Annotated in this window: 24 protein-coding genes and 1 pseudogene; 8 read left to right on the forward strand and 17 right to left on the reverse strand. The window is 36.6% G+C overall.

The features are described from left to right. Positions 1–137: 137 nt before the first annotated feature. From gyrA to AVJ19_RS12860, 6 genes and pseudogenes are all read right to left on the reverse strand, one after another. A complete protein-coding gene (gene gyrA, locus AVJ19_RS12835) occupies positions 138–3,134 on the reverse strand; it encodes a DNA gyrase subunit A (RefSeq protein ID WP_111860086.1) in 2,997 nt (998 codons plus the stop codon). A gap of 437 nt (positions 3,135–3,571) precedes the next feature. Continuing rightward, positions 3,572–4,063, reverse strand: coding sequence for a DUF2147 domain-containing protein (locus tag AVJ19_RS12840; RefSeq protein ID WP_111860087.1), 492 nt, complete (start codon positions 4,061–4,063; stop codon positions 3,572–3,574). A 302-nt stretch (positions 4,064–4,365) separates the two neighbouring features. Continuing rightward, entirely contained in the window at positions 4,366–4,782 is a 417-nt protein-coding gene (locus AVJ19_RS22345) for a hypothetical protein (RefSeq protein WP_213067228.1), read from the reverse strand. Between the two features lie 158 nt (positions 4,783–4,940). Further along, entirely contained in the window at positions 4,941–5,864 is a 924-nt protein-coding gene (locus tag AVJ19_RS12850; RefSeq protein ID WP_111860088.1) for a DUF2628 domain-containing protein, read from the reverse strand. A 168-nt stretch (positions 5,865–6,032) separates the two neighbouring features. After that, positions 6,033–6,964, reverse strand: a pseudogene (locus AVJ19_RS12855) (FAD-binding protein). A gap of 18 nt (positions 6,965–6,982) precedes the next feature. Continuing rightward, positions 6,983–7,735 (reverse strand): electron transfer flavoprotein subunit beta/FixA family protein, encoded by a 753-nt coding sequence (locus tag AVJ19_RS12860; RefSeq protein WP_087552476.1) that lies wholly within the window; start codon positions 7,733–7,735, stop codon positions 6,983–6,985. A 593-nt stretch (positions 7,736–8,328) separates the two neighbouring features. Between AVJ19_RS12860 and AVJ19_RS12865 the strand changes: the two genes are divergently transcribed. Then, the gene (locus AVJ19_RS12865; protein ID WP_111860089.1) at positions 8,329–8,919 is read left to right on the forward strand and encodes a GNAT family N-acetyltransferase; all 591 of its coding nucleotides are present in this window, start codon (positions 8,329–8,331) and stop codon (positions 8,917–8,919) included. On the opposite strand, the gene AVJ19_RS12870 is transcribed toward AVJ19_RS12865, so the two are convergent. From AVJ19_RS12870 to AVJ19_RS12900, 8 genes are all read right to left on the reverse strand, one after another. After that, the gene (locus AVJ19_RS12870; RefSeq protein ID WP_111860090.1) at positions 8,912–9,292 is read right to left on the reverse strand and encodes a hypothetical protein; all 381 of its coding nucleotides are present in this window, start codon (positions 9,290–9,292) and stop codon (positions 8,912–8,914) included. The genes AVJ19_RS12865 and AVJ19_RS12870 overlap by 8 nt on opposite strands. A 178-nt stretch (positions 9,293–9,470) precedes the next feature. Then, complete coding sequence (locus AVJ19_RS12875) at positions 9,471–9,845, reverse strand: hypothetical protein (RefSeq protein ID WP_111860091.1); 375 nt, start codon at positions 9,843–9,845, stop codon at positions 9,471–9,473. Positions 9,846–9,939: 94 nt separating this feature from the next. Then, positions 9,940–10,827: a tyrosine recombinase XerC gene (locus AVJ19_RS12880; RefSeq protein ID WP_162626605.1), complete on the reverse strand. Its 888-nt coding sequence runs from the start codon at positions 10,825–10,827 to the stop codon at positions 9,940–9,942. A 145-nt stretch (positions 10,828–10,972) separates the two neighbouring features. After that, the gene (locus AVJ19_RS12885; RefSeq protein ID WP_111860093.1) at positions 10,973–11,248 is read right to left on the reverse strand and encodes a hypothetical protein; all 276 of its coding nucleotides are present in this window, start codon (positions 11,246–11,248) and stop codon (positions 10,973–10,975) included. A gap of 86 nt (positions 11,249–11,334) precedes the next feature. Then, positions 11,335–12,750 carry a type I glutamate--ammonia ligase gene (gene glnA, locus AVJ19_RS12890; RefSeq protein WP_171334211.1) on the reverse strand — a complete coding sequence of 472 codons (1,416 nt, stop codon included), beginning with the start codon at positions 12,748–12,750 and terminating at the stop codon, positions 11,335–11,337. 493 nt (positions 12,751–13,243) lie between these two features. Further along, positions 13,244–13,777, reverse strand: a complete 534-nt coding sequence (locus AVJ19_RS12895; protein WP_111860095.1) for a GTP-binding protein — start codon at positions 13,775–13,777, stop codon at positions 13,244–13,246. Positions 13,778–13,859: 82 nt separating this feature from the next. Further along, the gene (locus AVJ19_RS22560) at positions 13,860–14,015 is read right to left on the reverse strand and encodes a hypothetical protein (protein WP_228203364.1); all 156 of its coding nucleotides are present in this window, start codon (positions 14,013–14,015) and stop codon (positions 13,860–13,862) included. Between the two features lie 8 nt (positions 14,016–14,023). Continuing rightward, positions 14,024–14,803: a hypothetical protein gene (locus tag AVJ19_RS12900; RefSeq protein ID WP_228203365.1), complete on the reverse strand. Its 780-nt coding sequence runs from the start codon at positions 14,801–14,803 to the stop codon at positions 14,024–14,026. Positions 14,804–15,493: 690 nt separating this feature from the next. Between AVJ19_RS12900 and AVJ19_RS12905 the strand changes: the two genes are divergently transcribed. The 7 genes from AVJ19_RS12905 to AVJ19_RS12935 all read left to right on the forward strand — a co-directional run bounded on the left by AVJ19_RS12905 (position 15,494) and on the right by AVJ19_RS12935 (position 20,553). After that, the gene (locus AVJ19_RS12905; RefSeq protein WP_111860096.1) at positions 15,494–16,078 is read left to right on the forward strand and encodes an anthranilate synthase component II; all 585 of its coding nucleotides are present in this window, start codon (positions 15,494–15,496) and stop codon (positions 16,076–16,078) included. 7 nt (positions 16,079–16,085) lie between these two features. After that, positions 16,086–17,132: an anthranilate phosphoribosyltransferase gene (trpD, locus tag AVJ19_RS12910; RefSeq protein ID WP_068976101.1), complete on the forward strand. Its 1,047-nt coding sequence runs from the start codon at positions 16,086–16,088 to the stop codon at positions 17,130–17,132. Positions 17,133–17,162: 30 nt separating this feature from the next. Beyond that, the gene (trpC, locus tag AVJ19_RS12915; protein WP_111860097.1) at positions 17,163–17,969 is read left to right on the forward strand and encodes an indole-3-glycerol phosphate synthase TrpC; all 807 of its coding nucleotides are present in this window, start codon (positions 17,163–17,165) and stop codon (positions 17,967–17,969) included. An 88-nt stretch (positions 17,970–18,057) separates the two neighbouring features. Then, complete coding sequence (locus AVJ19_RS12920; protein WP_111860098.1) at positions 18,058–18,567, forward strand: GNAT family N-acetyltransferase; 510 nt, start codon at positions 18,058–18,060, stop codon at positions 18,565–18,567. 161 nt (positions 18,568–18,728) lie between these two features. Continuing rightward, positions 18,729–19,430: a Smr/MutS family protein gene (locus tag AVJ19_RS12925; protein WP_111860099.1), complete on the forward strand. Its 702-nt coding sequence runs from the start codon at positions 18,729–18,731 to the stop codon at positions 19,428–19,430. A gap of 127 nt (positions 19,431–19,557) precedes the next feature. Next, positions 19,558–20,106, forward strand: coding sequence for a GTP cyclohydrolase I FolE (gene folE / locus AVJ19_RS12930; RefSeq protein ID WP_171334213.1), 549 nt, complete (start codon positions 19,558–19,560; stop codon positions 20,104–20,106). Positions 20,107–20,193: 87 nt separating this feature from the next. Beyond that, a complete protein-coding gene (locus tag AVJ19_RS12935; protein WP_111860100.1) occupies positions 20,194–20,553 on the forward strand; it encodes a cupin domain-containing protein in 360 nt (119 codons plus the stop codon). 30 nt (positions 20,554–20,583) lie between these two features. On the opposite strand, the gene AVJ19_RS12940 is transcribed toward AVJ19_RS12935, so the two are convergent. The 3 genes from AVJ19_RS12940 to hemE all read right to left on the reverse strand — a co-directional run bounded on the left by AVJ19_RS12940 (position 20,584) and on the right by hemE (position 23,244). Further along, on the reverse strand, positions 20,584–21,249 hold the full coding sequence (locus AVJ19_RS12940; RefSeq protein ID WP_111860101.1) for a hypothetical protein: 666 nt from the start codon (positions 21,247–21,249) through the stop codon (positions 20,584–20,586). Positions 21,250–21,351: 102 nt separating this feature from the next. Continuing rightward, complete coding sequence (locus AVJ19_RS12945; RefSeq protein ID WP_111860102.1) at positions 21,352–22,158, reverse strand: DUF817 family protein; 807 nt, start codon at positions 22,156–22,158, stop codon at positions 21,352–21,354. Between the two features lie 12 nt (positions 22,159–22,170). After that, a complete protein-coding gene (gene hemE / locus AVJ19_RS12950) occupies positions 22,171–23,244 on the reverse strand; it encodes a uroporphyrinogen decarboxylase (RefSeq protein ID WP_111860103.1) in 1,074 nt (357 codons plus the stop codon). Positions 23,245–23,352 lie beyond the last annotated feature (108 nt).

The following is a 23,352-nucleotide window of genomic DNA, read 5'->3' on the forward strand; positions in this document are numbered from 1 at the left end:
GTTTTAAAATACATCAATTAAAAAATTTAACTTTCACGATAACCATACAAATAAATGTGATTAATTTTTTAATATATACATATATAACACTAAATATAAAAAAGAGCGCCTAAGCGCTCTCTTTCAAATCTCAAAAATTACTCGTCAGACTCATGATCCATAGAATCAGTATCACCCTCTTCCATGATTGTTTCATCACCAACAAGTGTTTCATTATCCACTAAAGCTGCGCCATCAACCACTTCAGGTGCATCTAAAACTTCATCTTCTTCAACGGCATCTACAGCCACAACACCAACTAAGATTTCTTCATTACCCAAACGGATCAAACGAACACCTTGAGCATTACGACCTGTTTGTGCAATTTCAGAAGCACGAGTACGTACTAAAGTACCACCATCAGAAATCAACATCACTTCTTTGGTCACATCAATCGCAACTGCACCAACCAATTCACCATTACGTTCAGAGGTCTTAATGGCGATGACGCCTTTACCACCACGTTTCTTGGTTGGGAAGTCATCGACTGGAGTACGTTTACCATAACCATTTGCAGAAGCACACAGCACTTCGCCAGTTTCAGGTACAACCACGAGCGATACGATACGGCTGATAAATGCTGAATCTGTAGAATCCTCATCATCTGAATCTACATCAGTTTCAGTTTCTTCATCCGCTTGAGCCGCAGCAAGTGTTACACGCATACCACGAACACCTTTCGCAGTACGACCCATTACACGCGCATCTGTTTCAGAGAAGCGAATTGCTTTACCTTCATTCGAGAACAACATGATTTGCTGCTCGCCATCGGTAATTGCAACACCAATCAAGGTATCTTCTTCTTTTAACTCAATTGCACGTAAACCGTTTGAACGAACATTACTAAACTGTTCTAATTCAACACGTTTAACCGTCCCTGATGCAGTTGCCATGAAGACATAGAAATTTTTACGAACATTTTCAGCACGTTCAGCAAACTCAGCAACCAACTCATCATCACAATCAGATGCTGTGAGTTCTGCACTTAACTCTTTCAATTGCTTACGTAAAGCATCTGATAAGTCATCTGGATTTTCACCCAATTCTGCAAATGCAGCTTTCAATGCTTCGTAATGACCATCAATGATTTGATTTTCACGAAGTTTAGCCACATTCGAACGCACAAAAGTTCTAAACTCAGCTAAACGCTCTGTAAATTTCTTCGGTGCATCAATTACAGGGAGAATCGCTGTAATCGTTTCATCTGCATCTAATGGCAACAAGTTCACCATCGGACGACCTTTCGCACCACGTGATGCTTGTGGTACTTCAAACACTTTCAAGCGATAAACTTTACCGACATTGGTGAAGCAAAGTACGGTTGCATGATTCGAAGTCACAATAAGATGTTGAATATAATCATCTTCTTTCATCGACGTTGCAGATTTACCACGACCACCACGGCGTTGTGCGGCATAGTCAGACAATGGCTGAGTTTTTGCATAACCTGTTTTAGAAACAGTCAATACAACTTGCTCTTCGGGAATTAAATCTTCACGAGAGAAATCAATACGTGACTCAACAATTGCGGTTTTACGTGCATCGCCATATTGTTGCAGGATTAAAGCAAGTTCTTCTTTAATGACACCCATCAACAAATTAAAATCATTTAAAATTGCTGTAAGTTCAGCAATTTGTGCCAATATTTCAGAATATTCTGCCTGTAACTTGTCTTGTTCAAGACCTGTTAAGCGGTGTAAACGTAATTCTAAAATTGCACTGACTTGTGCAGGTGATAAACGATAAATATTGCCATCTAAACCAAATGGGCGATTCGGGTCTTCACCTTCGATCTCATCTGGACGCACAGAAATTGCACCTGCTTTTTCAAGCAAGGCAAGTACATTTCCACCTGCCCATTCACCTGCTTGTAAACGCTCACGTGCTTCTTGTGGATTTGCAGAAGTTTTAATGGTTTCAATAATTTCATCAATATTGGCTAAAGCAACCGTTAAACCTTCTAAGATATGACCACGCTCACGTGCTTTACGCAATTCAAACATGGTACGGCGTGTGACCACTTCTTGACGGTGACGAATAAATGCCGCAATGATATCTTTCAAATTCATTAACTTAGGCTGACCATTATCGAGACAGACCATGTTAATACTGAATGAATTTTCTAATTGAGTATTGAGGAATAGATTATTGACAATGACTTCAGCATTTTCACCACGCTTTAAGTCAATTGCGATACGCATCCCGTCTTTATCAGACTCATCACGTAACTCAGAAATTCCCTCAAGCTTTTTCTCTTTGACCAATTCAGCGATACGTTCAATGGTTTTTGCTTTATTGACTTGATAAGGAATTTCAGTAAATACAATCGTCGTACGACCTGTTTTTTGATCTTCTTCAAAATGGTATTTACCACGGATATGCAGACGACCTTTACCTGTACGATAAGCATCTACAATGCCTGATTTACCATAAATAATACCGCCTGTAGGGAAATCTGGACCAGAAATATGCCCCATCAATCCCTCAATTGAAATTTGTGGGTTTTCCGCATAAGCCAAACATGCATTGATCACTTCAGTCATATTGTGCGGTGCCATATTGGTCGCCATACCAACTGCAATACCTGTCACACCATTGATCAATAAGTTTGGAATACGCGTTGGCATTACCTGAGGAATACGTTCAGAACCATCGTAGTTATCTTCCCATTCGACTGTATCTTTTTCTAAATCAGCCAACATTTCATGGGTTAACTTACGCATACGGACTTCGGTATAACGCATTGCTGCTGCGCTATCACCATCGACAGAACCGAAGTTACCTTGACCGTCTACCAACTGATAACGTAGGCTAAAATCTTGCGCCATACGAACAATGGTTTCATAAACAGCAAAATCACCATGTGGGTGATACTTACCGATGACATCCCCGACAACACGGGCAGATTTTTTATACGCTTTGTTATAGTCGTTGCCTAACTCGTGCATAGCGAATAGCACACGACGATGAACAGGCTTTAGACCATCGCGAACATCTGGTAATGCACGTGAGACAATGACGCTCATCGCATAGTCTAGATATGAGTGCTTGAGTTCATCCTCAATGGCAATCGGTCTAGTTTCCGATACGCTCATGCATACTCCTTATTTCAAGCAACAAAGTTACTCGATTTATATCGTCAATCTTGCAAAAATTGACTTAAAAGATATAAGCCAAAATCTAAAATTCAGCCGAAAATTATAGCACAAAAACTTCCAATTTTGTGGCTTTATATTGTTGTGAATCCTGTTAATTTTGTTGAAATAAGCGTATATTTATCAAACAATTTCAACAGGATAAAAAATCATTTTTGAAAGTGCTGAAAAGACCTTAAATATTCCTGAAAATTTCATATTTATAAAAATAATTGACTTAAGTTTTTACCCATTTCAAAAACACATGTCACACTAACTAAACCATCCCTAATCGTTCAATCATATAAAATTTTTAATTTATTCGCCGTACATAAAAAATAACCTCCTAAACCAACATTTAAAATGATTTAGAAGGTTTTGCTATATAAAATTTTTAGTTATTTATTGATCTCAGCTTTCGGATCATTCACTTTTAACCAGACTTGAGTACGTCCCAACATTGATACCCCTATAAAACCTCTTAAACGTAAACGACGACCATCTGCTACCAACTGTCCTTTCCCTTCAAAAATTTTCCCACTTTTCGCCTCCAAAACCTTACCATTAATAAAATTATTTGGCTTCTTAGGGTCTTCAATGAAGCCTGAAAGAATTTGCATTCCAACCAACGGTTTGTTTTTATACGGCTCAGGACATTTAGTACAATGTGTTAATGCGACACTACCTGGTGCTGCAAAACGATGCAAAATAAAACCACCATACGTGCCATCTTCAAGTTTTTTAATTTCAATCAAAGAAAGTGCCTCGCCTGTACGGTCATCCACACTTTTCCAATACCCCACCAATGGACTTGCTGCATAGACCTGTGTTAACAATCCCATTCCCAATAAAGCAACTAACCCAATTTTTTTTAAAATATTCTGTTTCATCTTATGTCCTATAAGAATTATTACCCTTCCTCACTGGAAGCAAGGTTTATATTACTTACACCTTTATAAAATACAATTGTTATTTTTAAAATAAATTACTGATTAAGTTTAAGTATTTTAAAAATACAATACTATTCATATAATTTTTATTGAAATTATACCTATGAAACATTCTACATAATTTAGCCTTTCCAGATTTTTATTTAAAATAGTAAAGCTTTAAATTCAAATATCGATAATACAGACGTATAATATCTTTTTTGTTATACAAATATAAGAAATCTCCTAATTCACTTTATGATTTAGAAAGTCGAATTATTCTTAATTCCATCTATAATCGCCATCACAAAAATAATCAAGACCCACACAATATAAAGAAATACTTTCTTATTTTTCAGTGGATTTTCAACATATTGACCTTGTGCCCTTAACGTTCTTTCTTGCACCGAAATCCATAATTTTCTTATTTTCTTTTCAGCTTTCTGATCTCTATTAGAACTGAGTAATTGATTTTGGCTAGAGTGTAAATCTGTATTTGGCTTTATATTTGAATCTTGCTTAAAAATCTGCTGCTCTTGAGTGTCATGCCGACTTGAAGGCTGAGTACGCTGACGCCCCGTAAAACCATCAAAAGGCTTAGTATGCTTTAAACGTACACCACAGATTCCACATTTCACTGCCTCATTGATATTTTCGGCATAGCACTTATGACATTTCATTTTAATTTTTCAACTTTCTGATAATTATTCTATACCATAGATAGATAAAATAAATTCATCACTTCACCCAAATATTTGTGAATGAGCCTCAAACTCATTCACTTTGCTTTAATACACGATGTGATTCAAAATAATCATATCAATCTTTATGTAAAATATTATTCACGACAATTTGCTGGTAATATTTGTTTTACAACACCTTCACTATGACAACTCCAACCTTGTATTTGATGGTTTGCAATGATTGGGCTATAGGTCACTAAGCCCGTCCCACTGTGTGCACTGATTTCTACTTCAACTAAAATATCACCACTCACATTAAACATTACACCTTTAATGATTTGTGGGAATGGTTTTTGGGTTGAAACTGAATCCATTCTCTCAGGAAATTGCTGTTTAGTATTATAATATTCAGTAATATAATTTTGATCTTGCTTAACTTTCTCTTGAAAAGAAATGAACTGTGCTCTCTGAACATAAGACTGATAAGCAGGAATTGCAATTGCTGCTAAAATACCAATGACAAAAATAAATCCAAAAATAGTCGCTAAAATTAAAACAATACTGCTTGTTCCACCTTGCTTTTCTGCACTCTCTAATTGCTGCCTTGTATCTCTAAATTGCTGTTGAATTCTACTTATCTTTTTTTGAATATGACGATAATACAATCGATTCGCCATACTAGGTAACACTAAAAAAATGATAACCATGAGTATAAGTTGAGTAAATACAATTATATTAGATTCCCCAACACCCAAAAATGAAAAAATAAAACCTATGATAAAACTAAAGATAAATGGTGATATAAAATACAAAAATGCGTTTAACCACATTTTACGATACAGAAACCAGTAGAATGTTACAAAAAATGCAGGCCAGTGCCATCCCAAACCAACTGCACCAGTTTTATCATAATTTAAAAAACGCTCTAAATAATATGATTGATTATTCGGACCAATGAGTGCCTTATATAACTCAACTTGAATATCACGACTAGATGGATGTACTGTAATTTCAGTACCACATGCTGAGCAAAATTTTTCATGTAAACCAATATCTTGATGACAATTTTGACACTTCATTCTTTTAATTCCCCTTTAAGAGTTTTAACTTTTATCTTGATATATTTATAAGCTATTCATTTTCATGAATATTACATGTAAATGATTATTTTTATATTTTTCTCCTACCTACAATAAAAAACGCCCTTAGTAAAACCAAGAGCGTCTTTTACAACTGAAATTACAAAATTAGATTTTAGAAACCAATTCTGGAACGACAGTATTCAAGTCACCAACTAACCAGTAGTCAGCTACAGCATTGATTGGCGCTTCTTCATCTTTATTGATCGCAACGATCACTTTAGAATCTTTCATACCTGCAAGTGCTGAATCGCACCAGAAATACCGACAGCGATGTATAGGTCAGGTGCAACAATTTTACCCGTTTGACCCACTTGCATATCGTTTGGAACGAAGCCTGCATCTACCGCAGCACGTGAAGCACCTTGAGCAGCACCAAGCTTGTCAGCAAGTGGATCAAGTACTTTATGGTAGTTCTCACCAGAACCTACACCACGACCACCTGAAACAACGATACGCGCAGCAGTTAATTCTGGACGTTCAGATTTCACGATTTCTTCAGAAATGAACTTAGAAATACCAGCATCACCTGTAGAAGTCGCAGCTTCAACAGCAGCTGAACCACCTTCAGCAGCAACAGCATCAAATGCAGTACCACGAACAGTTGCAACAACAACTGATTCGCCAGACTCTACAGTTGCAATCGCGTTACCCGCATAGATTGGACGTTTGAAAGTTTTAGGACCTTCAACAGCGATGATGTCAGTGATCATGCTTACATCTAAAAGTGCAGCAGCGCGAGGTAAAATGTTTTTACCTGTAGTAGTAGAAGCAGCAAGGATGTGAGAATAACCCGTACCAATTGAAGCAACTAATTTTGCAACGTTTTCAGCCAATTGATTTGCATAAGCAGCATCATCAGCAAGTAATACTTTACTTACACCTGCAACTTTAGCAGCTTGGTCAGCAACAGCCTGTGCACCAGAACCTGCAACCAATACAGTGATATCACCACCGATTTTTTGAGCCGCAGCAACAACGTTTAATGTTGCACCGTTAAGTGCTTTATTGTCGTGCTCAGCGATAACTAAAATACTCATGATTTTTATCCTTCTGTATTAGATCACTTTCGCTTCATTTTTAAGTTTTTCAACAAGCTCGTCTACAGACTTCACTTGTACGCCCGCTTTACGTTCAGCAGGTGGCTCAACTTTCACTGTTTTAAGTTTAGAAGTTGCAGTCACACCGTAGTCCGCAGGAGATTTAGTATCAAGCGGTTTCTTACGTGCTTTCATGATGTTAGGCAATGCAGCATAACGTGGTTCATTCAAACGTAAATCAGTTGTGATGATCGCTGGCGTGTTCAACTCAACAGTTTGTAAACCACCATCAACTTCACGAGTTACTTGTACTTTATCGCCATTTACAGTAACAACTGAAGCGAATGTACCTTGACCTGCGCCAAGCAAAGCACCAAGCATCTGACCCACTTGGTTAGAGTCGTCATCAATTGCTTGTTTACCTAAAAGTACAAGTTGTGGTTGTTCTTGTTCAACAACACCTTTCAGGATTTTAGCAACTTCTAAAGCACCCAGTTGGCTGTCATCAGCTTCAACTAAGATACCGCGATCTGCACCAAGCGCCATAGCAGAACGAATTTGTTCTTGGGCTTCTTTAGGACCAATAGAAACAACAACGATTTCTGAAACAGTTCCTTTTTCTTTTAAGCGAACCGCTTCTTCCACTGCGATTTCATCGAATGGGTTAATTGACATTTTAACGTTAGTAAGGTCTACCCCACTATTGTCCGGTTTAACGCGAACTTTAACGTTGGCATCAACCACACGTTTTACAGCAACAAGAGCCTTCATGTAATCCTCGGCTGTTTTAGCAAAAGTAAATGTTAAGAAGAGTTATAATAACGCTTCATTTAAAATTATTTAGGTGTCCTATCTTGCAATGTGTTTGGCATTTCGGTCAAGTCACAATTCATCAAAGTGATGTAAAAAAGCGTAAAAATAGTTGAACGCACAGTTCAAAAATATTTTTTTCGATCAATTCAGTTTGTTTTAGCTATTATTTACATTTTTTTTAAATGTTGATTTTTATAATTTAATATTTATTTTTCAATATAAATCTGCATTTTTTAAGATTTAAAAACAATAAATTTTTCTGTAATCTTTTTTCACTAAAAATTACTGATGCTATATATCAAAAATTGTCATTTAAGATATAAAACCGAAAATCAGCCTATTTTTATGATTTTTTTTTACGTTTGCTCACAACTTTCTTTGCAATTCAGCACATTCTTTCAGATAAACAACGAAATATATGCACAAAAATATTCAAAATTAATGCAAAAAATGGATTTTTGCCTTTAACAAAGCATCGACCTCGGTCGATTTATATTATGCTTATTACAGGTCAAACTTTTATCTCTTTGCCACATAGGTCATTTGAAAGCATGTCATTTTATCAACTTGAAACTGCACGTTTACGTTTACGTCAGTGGCAGCCCTCAGATTTTCCTGTATTTGCACAATTAAATGCTGATGCTCAAGTAATGCGATATTTTCCAAAATGTCTAAGCACAGCTGAAAGCCAGCAATTAGCAATGCGTTTTCACGACTTGATTCAAGAAAAACAATGGGGATTTTGGGCAGTTGAATTAAAGGAAAACCAACAATTTATTGGTTTTGTAGGGCTGCATGCTCAGCCTGAACAGTTTTCCTTTTCACCCTGCGTGGAAATTGGTTGGCGCTTAACACAGCAATATTGGCAACAGGGCTATGCAACTGAAGCTGCTCAGGCATGTTTGGCTTTTGCTTTTGAAGTACTAAAATTAGAAGCGGTCGTTGCATTTACAGCGCATTCAAACCTAGCTTCAGTAAAAGTCATGCAACGTTTAGGCATGACTTATCTACAAGATTTTAATCATCCTGCATTGGCACAAAATGATTCTTTAGCTCTGCATGTACTGTATCAGATTACACAAGATGCATTTCTAGCTCATCCACAAAGTCCGTGGAGCTACACCATACAAACCACTAATTAGATAAACTACTTTGGTTTTCCAAAAAATCACGATGAATATGACTCAGTGAGATGAGATCTTGATGTTTTAAATCAAATATTTCCCATACCACCAAAAAGTCTTCTTTTAGGTCAACATGGTTAGATTTACTATTTGCTGCTTGCCATTGTTGATCTGAAATCCACAAATACACTTGTTGTGTTTCTGTATTAATCGCTTGCACTTTACCCTCAGCATTGATTCCTAAAACTTTGCCTTGCTGCGGTAAAGTCGCCTCAATTTTAGGAAGACTCAATTCAATAAAGTGTTTTACTTGACGTAATCCATAGCCACGAAAAATTTCTTTTTGTGCTTCAGTCAATTGCTGATATTTTTGCTCTAGCTCAGGAATCATCTTATTACCCAGTACATATCTGACATAATTTTTAAAAATAAAAAGGAATCGTGCAAACCACATTCTGCCTAAAACATATACAACAGAGTACTCTGAAAAACAATTATCCTTTTGGCTTTTTTATGAAGAAATAATACCAAGCATATGCACCAAAAACATAAATATTTAATTTTTAATATTATTTAATTTCACACTCAGATAATGCTAAATAATCTGCATTCATTGTAAATTGTAGAAGGCATTGCATTTTCACAATATCACCTTCTTGTAATTGGCTAAATTTTTTAACTTGCGCATTTGATGATGTTGCACGAGCAATCACCGCATTTGGTTCATTTGGACCTGCCAAGCGAAGCAACAAGTCTCCAGCAAGGTTCTCATCCAATTCAGCAATAATACTTTTAAATTCAATTTTAGTATTAAACTCCTCTAATTCTGAAGACATATAATCAGCTTCAACATAACGTTGATAAAGTTCATCTAATTGCACCATTTGGGCAAAACTGACACTTGATTGTAAAAGTAAAACTGAGCATGCAATTTTTTTTAGCATTTTTAAATATTCGTATAATTAAAGAATCACAAAATATAGAGTGTGCAATGAGTTTAAACAATGTCATTTATTCTTTTTATAGCGGTAAATTAAGCTACTTTTTCACTGCTCTTGGATGAGCCTGATCATAGACTTGTGCCAAACGATCGAAATCAATATGGGTATAAATCTGTGTCGTTGTCAGATTACTATGTCCAAGCATTTCTTGCACTGCACGCAGATCACCACTATTTGACAACATGTGACTGGCAAAACAATGGCGCAATAAGTGTGGATGTAAATCCACGTTTACACCTGCTCGTTGTGCTTGATATTTTACTCTATTTTCAATCTGTCTAGGTGTGATTGCATTGCCTTTTTGGGTAATAAAAACCGCCGAATCAGGTGTAAATTCACCCTGCCAAATACGGTAAATTTTTAACCATTCAATCAAACTTTGCTTTGCCTTTCCTCCGAAAGGAACGATACGTGTTTTATTCCCTTTACCTGTGACTCGAAGCAATTGCCGATTAAAATCCATATCTCGAATCTTTAAACCCTGTATTTCAGCCAAACGTAAACCACTTGAATATAACAATTCTAAAATCGCTTTATCACGCAACCACAATTGTTGTTCCGAAGGCTTCTCAGGTGCGACTTGATCCATAATTTGATTGATTGTTTCAATATCAATCATACCAGGCAATGGTCGAGGCTGTCGCTTGAGTTGTAAATCATCCGCAGGATTTATTTGCAAATAATGACTTTGCTTTGCCCATTTCATAAACTGACGAATTGAGGTGAGATGGCGCTGTAAACTGCTTGATGTTAATTGATCTCTTTCGACCTTATAAGCAAGATATTCACGTAAATCCGAAGCCTCTATTTGATTTAGCTCGATTTGCCTTGTGTAACAAAAATCAATAAAACCTGAAACATCACGAAAATAAGCATCCAATGTATGTTCAGATTGATTTTGAATTTGTCTATCTTTGATCCACATGGATAGCAACTGCATTGCACCGTATTGCATACATCATCCTGTGATATTTAACCCATATTAAGTCTGACAAAAAATTCTTGGTTTCAATCTTCATCGCTCATCCGAATGAAATAGAATACCTGAATTTAGATACGTTTAAATCCCATTAGGCATTGTCAGTTTTTGCAATGATCTCAAATTCACCTTGCGCTGTTTTCACTAAAATCAAACCTTCAGCACTCATATAAAAACTTTTTGGATAATCAAAATCTAGTGCTAATTCTGGATTTTTGAGCGCAACAAACTCAGCTTGCTTATACCCTTCTACAGTACGTCCAACTTCAACATAAGTAACTTCAGAGAAGTTTAACTTAAAACCTTTCTCATGATCACTCGGATCAATCCAAGGGAAAAATCCAATATGCTTTTTACGCTGTGTCATATTATTTTATCATCACTCAAAGATAACGCTATCATACAAAAAAACCCGCACAAGGCGGGTCTTTTACAATGAAATTCTTAAAAGAATTACAAGCTGTAGTACATATCAAATTCAACTGGGTGAGTTGTTGTGTTAAGACGACGAACTTCTTCAGTTTTAAGTTCAATATATGCATCAAGCATATCTTTAGTGAATACACCACCTTTAAGAAGGTAGTCATGATCCGCAGCAAGTGCTTCAAGTGCCATATCTAAACTATGCGCAACTGTTGGGATTTTTGCTTCTTCTTCAGGAGGAAGATCATACAAATTCTTGTCAGCAGCTTCACCTGGATGGATTTTATTTTGAATACCATCAATACCCGCCATCAACAATGCTGCAAAACCTAAGTATGGATTCATCATTGGATCTGGGAAACGTGCTTCAATACGTTTACCTTTCGGGCTAGATACGTAAGGAATACGAATAGATGCAGAACGGTTACGTGCTGAATAAGCAAGCATAATCGGCGCTTCAAAATGCGGAACTAAACGCTTATACGAGTTTGTAGATGGATTCGTGATTGCATTCAGTGAACGTGCATGTTTAATCACACCACCGATGAAATACAACGCCATTTCTGACAAGCCTGCATATTCATCACCAGCAAATAAGTTCTTACCATCTTTAGAGATTGACATATGCACATGCATACCAGAACCATTATCACCAACCATTGGTTTAGGCATAAAGGTTGCTGTTTTTGCAAATTGGTGTGCAACATTCCAAACAGCATATTTAAACTGTTGAACTTCGTCAGCTTTGCGTACCAAAGTATTGAAACTCACACCAATTTCTAATTGGCAAGAAGCAACTTCATGGTGATGTACTTCTACACGACCTGGACCCATGATGTCTTCAATTTTTGCACACATTTCTGCACGCATATCTTGTGAAGAGTCAACAGGAGGTACTGGGAAATAACCGCCTTTTACACGTGGACGGTGACCAGAGTTACCCGCTTCATAGTCTTTACCTGTAGACCATGCAGCTTCTTCAGCGATTAATGTATGGCGTGCGCCAGACATGTCGATGTCCCATTTCACTTCATCAAATACGAAGAATTCTGGTTCTGGACCAAAGAATGCAGTATCACCAATGCCTGTTGATTTTAAATATTCTTCAGCACGGCGAGCAATCGAGCGAGGGTCACGTTCATAACCTTGACCTGTAGACGGTTCGATAACATCACATGTAACAACTACAGTTGCTTCAGCAAAGAATGGGTCCAAGAAACATGATTCAGGATCTGGACGCAAGATCATGTCAGACGCTTCAATGCCTTTCCAACCAGCAATTGAAGAACCATCAAACATTTTACCGTCTTCAAAAGTATCTTCATCGATACTATCTGAAGGATAAGTTACATGCTGTTCTTTACCCTTAGTATCAGTAAAGCGAAAATCGACCCATTTTGCGCCACTTTCTTGGATGAGTTGTAGGACCTTGTTCGCCATGCTCATTTTGCTCCGATGATTTTTTGTTGCACATGTTAGTGTGCGTGTTAGTAGTTGGTATTAATAAAAGCAATTACCGTACCAACTTCAAGAATATTTGCTAAAAGGTTGAATTCCCTATCAGAAAACACGCTTTAATTTGTATATACCCACACTATTATACAAGCCGTATTTATAAATGCACCATCTTCATACACACTTCTTTGTTTTAAATATTTATTCCGCTGATTGACTGCACTATTATTGTGCAATTATTTATAAATGTATTATCTTGGTGCTTATTTTATTTATCAGCTTAACAATTCATGCTTGTATTAACCTACATGACACAATTGTATCTTCTCGTTTTGAATAAAAATTTCATCTTGTTTTTATTGAAATTTATATGCTTTTATCAAGTACAACTTAAATAAAATTAGGGTTTGTTGAGTGTTCATCATCTTTAAAATGAATCCACTACAACAAACCCTATTTTTTATTTTAAATAAGTTTTGCACCATTAAGACATTTCTATTTCAGCTCGTGCAATTAGTGCTTCAACCACAAGCAGTACATCATCCTTTTTACGAGCATCTACCGCAAAAATTGGTAAATCATAATTTTCCATTTCACTGAAATCACGATAAATTTTTAAAAGGCTTTGCGGATTTTCATCAACATGGGTAATACCGACAATAATATTCCCCACATGTGCTTTAAAAGATTCCAAATAAAATTTTAAATCATCTAAAGCACTTTTACGCGAGTGATCGATCAACACAATTGCACCAATTGCACCTTTACAGATCACCGACCAAATAAAATCGAAACGGTCTTGCCCTGGTGTGCCATATAAACCCACAACAACACCATCTTCTAATTTGATCTCACCATAATCAATACCAACTGTTGTTAAAGCCTTGGTATGCGCGTCTTGATCTGTATTAAATGCTTCAGTTGAAAGTACTGAAACCTCAGAAAGTGATTTAATAGCTTCGGTCTTACCAGCTCCCATAGTGCCACCAAATACAATTTTGTATTTCTGTAAGATCAATTTTCTCTCCCTTGCCCAGTTTATGGACGATTAACAGCTTTAATTCTTGAATTAAAATTTTTAAATAAAATTTCAGTATACTTTATAAACCAAGTTTGCGTCTTAATTTACCAAAGAAACCTTTAAGCACACCCTCAGTTTGTTCTGATTTTACAACTAATTTTGCTTCTGACTCAGGAATTTCCCGTACAGCATCCACGAGCACAGCCACTGATACAAAGTGTTGAATAATCGACAATTTAATATTCAGTTTTTTTCAACTTGGCTAATACTCGCACCTTTTTCAAAACACGCTGCTATTTTAAATACATCTTGCCGATCATAAGCAGACTGTGGTTGCGGCCAAAACTTTAATTTATAAAAAGTATTTTCATTTTGGTTTTTCAGTAATTGTGGAGAATACCAAAGTAAATTCCACAACCAAATTTTTAAATCTAGTCCTTGTACAGAATCTACACTCTGTACTTTTTGCATTGTTGCATAGGTATAGTTCAGTGAGTTATCTGTACTATTTGCTTTACGCTCTGGATCTACCCACACCTGCTCCTTACGGATATTAATCAGTGCTATATTTCCCTGATGATCAAAAACCTGAATATTACTATTACGTGGGTCAATTAACTCTTTGACCAGTTTACTCATGTCAGTCGTTTGGGACGCTTTGGCAACATTGATATCATGATTTGACTTTCTTAAAGGTGTACCTAGATAACGCGCTTTAAACCAATCTCGAATATCCTCTGATGCGGAAAATGGTAAATATAAAGCATCATTTTCAATAGACCCAGCTTTATCTTGTTTATTCACCAAACGTAAATAAGCAACTTGTTGATTTCCCACTAAATTCTGTATAGTCGGAGAACCAAAAAACATATCATTGACCAAAAGTATATCTAACTGAGGATCAGCGATATTGACCCAATTGATCTGAATGGATTCGTCATATAGCGCCTGAATTTTTTGTTTTAGGCTTTCTAATACATTTAGACTTAATCCAAAAATTGCTATTTTTACTTCTTCTCTCACAAATTCTGCCCCTAAAAACATGTGACGATATTATCATTTTTCAACAAAAATGCAAAAGAATTAACAAACAAAAAAGATGACCGATGCGTTAATTTTTTACAAGGCATATCAATATATTAATATATTAATTGATAAACAAATATTAATTGAATTGATATATTACAAACAGAATTAATATTTACATAAATTCAAGTGATTTGTCATCTATATTTCGATCAAGTTTCAAACTATTTACATTTAAAATAAAAATCTGAAAAACTTTATTTTTCATCATAAAATCATACGTATACATATATGATTTTCTCCCTATCAAATTGATTATTCCTTTAATATTAGAAATACTGTTTGAAAATATTTTCTTAAATAACATGTTAAATTTACTAAATCACAATCAAATACATCTAAGAATTAAATTAATTTAGCATATAATGATAATAAAATTAATACACTATTTATAAAACTATTCTATTTAGTTATTTGATATTTTTATTAAAAAGCAATATACAGCACACTATAAAATAGTTAAACAGCACGCAATCTTTTTTGTTATGATTAAGTCCTATGCATTTGTATTCCACAAGCTGAATATTTTTCCATGAATTCATGAAAATTTTTCATTCGCTATACATTGTGTATTTTTAGACAATAAAGCACTTTTAAGTGCATGGATTTCAATAGGTTAATTAGCTCATGCTTCTGATGATCGACAATTACGACAGCTTTACTTATAACATCGTCCAATATTTTGGCGAGTTAAACCAAGAAGTTAAAGTCGTTCGCAATGATGCCGTCACTTTGGAGGATATTGAGCGATGGCAACCAAAGTATTTAGTGATTGGTCCTGGTCCTTGCTCACCTTCTGAAGCGGGTATTTCGATTCCTGCGATTCAGCATTTTGCAGGGAAAATTCCTTTGCTTGGTGTATGTTTAGGTCATCAGGCAATTGGGCAAGCTTTTGGTGGCGATATTATTCGTGCCAAAACTGTGATGCATGGGCGTTTGTCTGATATGTATCATAGTGACACAGGCATTTTCAGTAACTTACCTTCTCCATTTTCAGCAACACGCTATCATTCATTGGTGATTGATCAAGCGACTGTACCTGAATGTTTGGAAGTGACTTGCTGGACCAATCAAGCCGATGGCTCAATGGAAGAAATCATGGGTGTTAAACATAAGACATTGCCAATCGAAGGCGTGCAGTTTCATCCTGAATCAATCTTGAGCCAACACGGTCACCAAATCTTTAAAAACTTCTTAGAAATTTATGTGTAGTTAAAAAATGAATATTCAACAAGCTTTAAATAACGTCACTAAAAATATTGAGCTCACTCAACCGCAGATGGAAGAAGTGATGCGTACCATCATGAGTGGTGAAGCGACAGATGCCCAAATTGGTGCACTGATGATGGGTCTGCGTTTAAAAGGTGAAAGTATTGACGAAATCACGGCTGCTGCACGTGTGATGCGTGAGTTTGCGATTAAAATTGATGTCAGTGATATTCCTTATTTGATTGATATTGTCGGTACAGGTGGTGATGGTCAAAACCTGTTTAACGTCTCTACTGCATCTTCTTTCGTGATTGCTGCCGCAGGTGCAACCATTGCCAAACATGGTAATCGTGGTGTGTCTTCTAAATCAGGTTCTTCTGATCTATTAGAACAAGCGGGTATTAATCTTGATCTGAATATGCAACAAACCGAACGTTGTATCCGTGAAATGGGCGTGGGTTTCCTATTTGCACCCAATCATCATAAAGCCATGAAATATGCTGCGGGCCCACGTAAGGAATTGGGTTTCCGCAGTATTTTCAATTTACTTGGCCCGCTTACGAATCCGGCTGGTGTAAAACGTTTTGTGATTGGTGTGTTTTCAACTGAACTCTGCCGTCCTATGGCTGAAGTGTTAAAACAACTCGGTGCTGAACATGTGATGGTGGTTCATTCACGTGATGGTTTAGATGAAATTAGTCTAGCATCTGCGACTTATGTGGCTGAACTGAAAGATGGCGAAGTCACTGAATGGATGATTCAGCCTGAAGATGTCGATATTGAATCGCAAACATTAACTGGTTTAGCTGTAGATAGCGCTGCTGAAAGCTTGGCATTAATTAAAGATGCTTTGGGTAAGAAAAAATCACCGAAAGGCGAAAAAGCAGCAAGTATGATCGCACTCAATGCGGGCGCAGGCATCTATGTTTCAGGTTTAACCAATACCTACAAACAAGGTGTAGCTTTGGCACATGACATTATCTATGGCGGTCAAGCTTTAGAGAAAATGGGCGTGTTGTCTGAATTTACCAAAACATTAAAAGAATACGAAGCTTAAGCACTTCGAAGCCGAATTAAGGAAATTATTATGGTGGATATTGCCAATACCATGCTTGGTAAAATCGTTGATCGTAAATATGAAGAGTTTGCTTCACGTTTAAAGCAACGTAGTTTAAAAGATGTTGAAGAACTTGCTCAGGTGGCAACACCTGTACGTGGTTTTGCGCAGTCTTTGTACAGTAAACGTCCTGCGGTGATTGCTGAAATTAAGAAAGCATCGCCATCTAAAGGGATTATTCGTGAAAACTTTAATCCTGCGGAAATTGCACAGCAATATGAACATGCAGGCGCTGCGTGTTTGTCTGTATTGACGGATGTCGATTTCTTCCAAGGTGCAGATGAAAATATTCAAATTGCACGCAGTCATTGTTCACTACCTGCCCTACGTAAAGACTTTTTGATTAACCCTTATGGGGTGATCGAAGCACGTGCTTTGCATGCTGATTGTATTTTATTGATTGTTGCAAGTTTGTCTGATCAACAACTTGAAGAAATGTCTAAAACTGCTTTTGAGCACAATTTGGATGTACTTGTGGAAGTACATGATGAAGATGAACTTGAACGTGCATTGAAATTGTCTGATCGTTGTTTATTGGGTGTGAATAATCGTAATTTAAAAACCTTTGATGTGGATTTAAACAATTCATTCCGTTTGAAAAAATTACTTGATCCATCTCGTTTATTAATCACGGAAAGTGGTATTGCCACACCTGATGATGTACGCAAAATGCAGGAGCATGATATTCATGCTTTCTTAGTCGGGGAAAGCTTTATGAAACAACCTCGCCCTGATTATGCGTTTACTGAATTGTTTGGTGTGCCTCAAGCCATTTAGTTTTATTTTTAAATATAAATCAAACAGTTAAGAATCATTATTCTTAACTGTTTAAATCATAATAAATTCAGCAGAATGAGAAAACACTTTGAATAAAATCATCATCCGTCCAGAAAAAGCACAAGATATAGATGCTATTTCAGAAGTCATTCGTTTGGCTTTTTTGGATGTCGAATATTCAAGTCATACTGAACAATTTATTATAAATGAATTGCGTCGAAATCATACACTCACTCTTTCTCTAGTCGCTGAAATTGATCAGCACATCGTTGGGCATGTGGCAATTTCACCTGTGGCACTCTCCTCACAGGAATCAGGTTGGTATGGATTAGGTCCTATCGCCGTTTTACCCGCAATGCAAAAACAAGGGATTGGTTCACAATTGATGAACTCTGCTTTAGAGCTTTTGAAAAAACAAGGAGCCAAAGGTTGTGCTTTATTGGGTGATCCACTCTATTATCAACGCTTTGGTTTTAAATCTTATGCTGATTTGATTTTAGAAGATGTACCACCGCAATATTTCCAAGCTTTAAGTTTTAATGAGGTTATCCCAAAAGCAACAGTAAAATATGATGCAGCCTTTAATGCAACGAAATGAATTTAAAGTCATATTTCACATCAATTAAAAGTCACTGTCATTCATACTAAAAATATAAAATTATACTGATAACATGTGAACTAAATCCAATTCAGTTCAATTTTCCTTTATTTCAGACTATAATATAAAACAAATCCTGTTCTTTGACTGTTTTAGAAACTATGAGTAATTCTGATTCTTCTTTTTCCAAATCTCAATTGGATTTATTAAAACAATTCAAAAAACAAATCACTCATCCACATTCTTCCAAAGTGGCATTACAGCCTGAGCCGAAGAAAGTACAGGAAGTTGCACCTGAAGAAATCAGTGATGCTGATTTATTTAAAACAGCACTCGGTGGCGTGAAAAAAATCGACAATAGCAATATTGCCAAAATTGAACGGACAAATATTCGTAAAAAACCTGATGCCAAAACTTTAGCTAAACGTGCTGCGGCTGAAGGCGCTTTTGAAACTGATGATGCAGAACTCTCTGATACTCAAGCAGTTTTAAACCCTGTCGCAAGTCAGGCTGCATTAAGCTATCGCATTGCGACTTTACAGCACAAAGTTTTTGAAGATTTAAAAGCGGGTAATCTACGCTGGTTCGAAGCGGTGGACTTGCATGGTTGTACTGTTGAAGATGCGCGTTCTGCGGTCTTACAAATCATTCAGATCGCGAAAGAAGAGAACCAAAACGTAATTAAAATCGTACATGGCAAAGGTCCAGATGCGATTCTCAAAACCTATGTCAATGGTTGGTTACGTCAGCATCGTGATGTATTGGCATTTGTCAGTGCGCCTGAAAAACAAGGTGGTACAGGTGCGGTTTTAGTGCTTCTAAAACGTGCTGAAAAAAATCCAAAATTTAATTCAACACCTTAACCATTTATTTTCAAAGCTAATCACTCTCCTAAGTGACGGTTTATCTTATAGATAGCAAAAAATATGGTTTTTTCTGCTACAATGCCGTCCTTGTTCGAACCGTTATAAGTGAACACGTTTTATGTCTATGCAGCAATCCTACGCAAATATTTTAACTGCCGTTGGTGAAGACCTCGATCGTCCAGGTCTAAAAGATACGCCTATGCGTGCGGCTAAAGCTTTTTCGTACTTGACGTCTGGCTATAGCAAAACACTTGAAGAAGTGACCAATAATGCGGTCTTCCCTTCTGACAATGACGAAATGGTGTTAGTGAAAAATATCGAATTTTATTCGTTATGTGAGCACCATTTATTGCCATTTCATGGTCGTGTGCATATTGCCTATTTACCATCAGGTAATGTTTTAGGTCTGTCTAAATTTGCCCGTATCACTGAAATGTTTGCACGTCGTTTGCAAATTCAAGAACAACTCACCAAGCAAATTGCCGATGCGGTTGCAGAAGTGACTGATGCTCGCGGTGTTGCCGTGGTGATTGACTCTGCACACATGTGTATGATGATGCGTGGTGTGAGCAAACAAGAATCCACAACCCGTACTGTATCTTTTGTCGGTGATTTTAAAACAGATAAAGAAGCACGTCGTGAGTTTTTATCGGCTGTACCTGAAGCACACTAAGATGTAGCAATACCATTCGAAGCCTCAATTTTATTGGGGCTTTGTTTTATCAGTGCAATAACAAAATATAGCAATCAGGATCATGTAATGACAAATTTATATTTAGCAGGTCAAGGTTTAGCGCATAGTGAAACGACTGTAGATTATCCTCGTCCTGATCGTTTGGTAAATGGCAATCCAAAACGCTTAACTCAAAGTTTATACGAACACCCCTATATGAATTGTGGCATTTGGCAATGTGAAGTCGGTGCTTGGAATATTGTATTTGCAGACAATAAGCAGGAATTTTTTAATATTATTGAAGGTATTGTCCGTATTCACGATGCCGAAAATAATACGTTTATTGAGGTCAAAGCAGGTGAAGCAGGCGTGATTCCTCCCTCATTTAAAGGCACTTTTGAAGTAGTTGAAGCGGTGAAAAAATACTTTGTTGTGGTAGAAGTCTAATTTTTGGCATCAAGGAATCCTTGTATCAACTCAATCCGTTGCAGATTTTCTTAATTCCAATGCTCGATCACGTTGATCAATCACAATATTTGGAAAATAAGCATCATTTTCAATGACCGCTCTTAAAATGCCGTTGTCTTCTATTTCAATCCATAAGGTGCTTTTAAAATCTTGATATTCACTTTGAGCAAAGATTTGTTGCTTTGTATGCAGATAGTTAATTTTTTGTACAGCCGCAGATTCTGATTTAAATTTCAGCAGTTGTTGTTGAAATGCATTTTTTTCATCTGCATTTGGTTTCGGCACTCGACAAGTAATTTCCACCAAATAATCAGTTTGTATTTTTTGAATATCAGAATCAATTTTACAACTTCGAAACATACTGCTGACTTGTTGAATTTCTTTTTCAATAACAGGTTTCATTTGTTTTGCTTCAATGGATGACAAACCTTGTAGATTACTTTTACGTAAGTAATTTGCAATTCCTTCTACAGGAATCGGATCTGTAAAACGTTGAACTGCGACATGATCAAGTGGATTACCGACCATTAATTCTGCTAGTTTTTGCGTAATCAGTTGTGGATTAGGCGCATCAAGAATTTGCATTTTTATCGTATATTCTGCGATTTGCTGGACACGTTGCAAAGATGCATCCTGTGCAGCATTAACCTCAAGATTTAAAAGGCTAAAACTCATCAACAAACAATTAATGGGAAATCTTTTAAATATCATCACGCTCTCACTAATAATGCATAAACTCCTATTTTTATTCTAATTCATACCCACAATGAATATTCATTACTTTTCAGACTGCTTTAATGACCACTCACCTATAGAAGTTCTATGACCTAGAATTTTTAAAACAAGGACAAGACTCAATAAAAGTAATAAATACCAAGAACCTAATTTGCCCCAACCGACCATATGCCATGCATCAACTTGGCTTGGATACAACCAAATTTTATAAAATGTGCTGATATTTTCCGCAATCCAAATAATAAAAGCCAATAAAATAAGAATCGGTAACATCGGCAGTTGAAACTGATGTTGTTGTAATTGAAAACGAATTTTTGTTTTCCAAAAAATTATTACACTCCAAATAAACAGTAAATTACGAATATCAGGCACAAAAAATTTGCTCATAAAATTAATATAAGACAATACTGCCAAACTGAGCATATTGGCAAAACTTGGCAAATGACTCAATGACACTTGATAAAGTCGCAGTGAACGTGCAAAAAAACTGCCCACCGCTGAATACATAAATCCTGCAAACAATGGCACAGTCATAATTTTAAAAACAGCAGGTTGCGGGTATTGCCATGAAGCGATCTGTGGATGGGTTAAGAATATTTCCATACCCATTGCCAAAATATGAAACAACGCAATAACTTTGGCTTCCGCCCAAGATTCTAGTTTTAAATAAAGCAAGCATGCTTGAATAATAAGTGCATAAATCAACAAATAATCGTAGCGAAATAAACCATAAAACTCGTGACTTCCCATCTGCGCAGTGAAAGCAAATGCAAGCAACAATAAAACACCAAATAAGGCAGCCGATGCTGCCTTAAAGATAAATTCTACACTTGATTTTAAATACAACATGTCCGAAATGGCTTAACCTAAATATTTCGCACTGTATTCATGTACAGTATCAATGAAAATTTTCGGTTGCGCAGGATCGACCCATTGGGTAATACCGTGTCCTAAATTTGCCACATAGCCTGTTTTTTCACCATTGGCATAAGCATCATCTAGCATCGCCTTGGTGGCTTTTTCAATACTTGCTGCTGAACCATATAAAGTCGCAGGGTCTAAATTGCCTTGTAGTGCCACACGACCATTGACAGTTTGACGTGCAACATTGAGTGGTGTAGTCCAATCTAAACCGAGCGCATCAGCACCTGTTGCAACCAATGGCTCTAACCACTGCCCGCCACCTTTGGTAAATAAAATCACAGGAATCTTACGACCATCTTTTTCACGTTGTAAGCCTGAGACAATTTTTTGCATATAATTGAGTGAAAATTCAATATATTCACGATGCGCTAATGCCCCACCCCAACTATCAAAAATTTGAATCGCTTGTGCACCCGCATCAATTTGTGCATTTAGATATTCAGTGACCGCATCCGCCAGACGTGCCAATAATGCATGTAAAACTTCAGGTTGCGCATACATCATTTGCTTGGTAAAACGGAAATCCTTACTTGAACCACCCTCGACCATATATGTTGCAAGTGTCCATGGACTACCCGAAAACCCAATCAGAGGGACTTGTCCGCCTAGGGCAGAACGGATGGTGGACACCGCATTCATGACATAATCTAAATCAGATTTGGCATTAAACTTTGGTAAATTCGCAACGTCTTGTTCAGTGCGAATAGTTTTATGAAACTTAGGACCTTCGCCAGTTTCAAAGTACAAACCCAAACCCAATGCGTCTGGAATGGTTAAAATATCAGAAAATAAAATCGCAGCGTCTAAATCATAACGGCGCAAAGGCTGTAAGGTCACTTCGCAAGCAAATTCGGTATTTTTACATAAAGAAAGAAAATCACCTGCTTTACCTCGTGTTTCACGATACTCAGGTAGATAACGACCTGCTTGACGCATCATCCACACTGGCGTGGTATCGACAGGTTCACGTAGCAAAGCACGTAGAAAACGATCATTCTTGAGGGTCGTCATTTACTTTCCTATTTTTTAAATTGAACAATATCGTCCATCATAGCAAAAATCTTTCCCATATCGGTATGTCTAAGTGAGATTTTAATTTTTGATAATTACTTGAATTTT

This window comes from Acinetobacter sp. CFCC 10889, from assembly GCF_003268395.1.
Taxonomy (GTDB): Bacteria; Pseudomonadota; Gammaproteobacteria; order Pseudomonadales; family Moraxellaceae; genus Acinetobacter.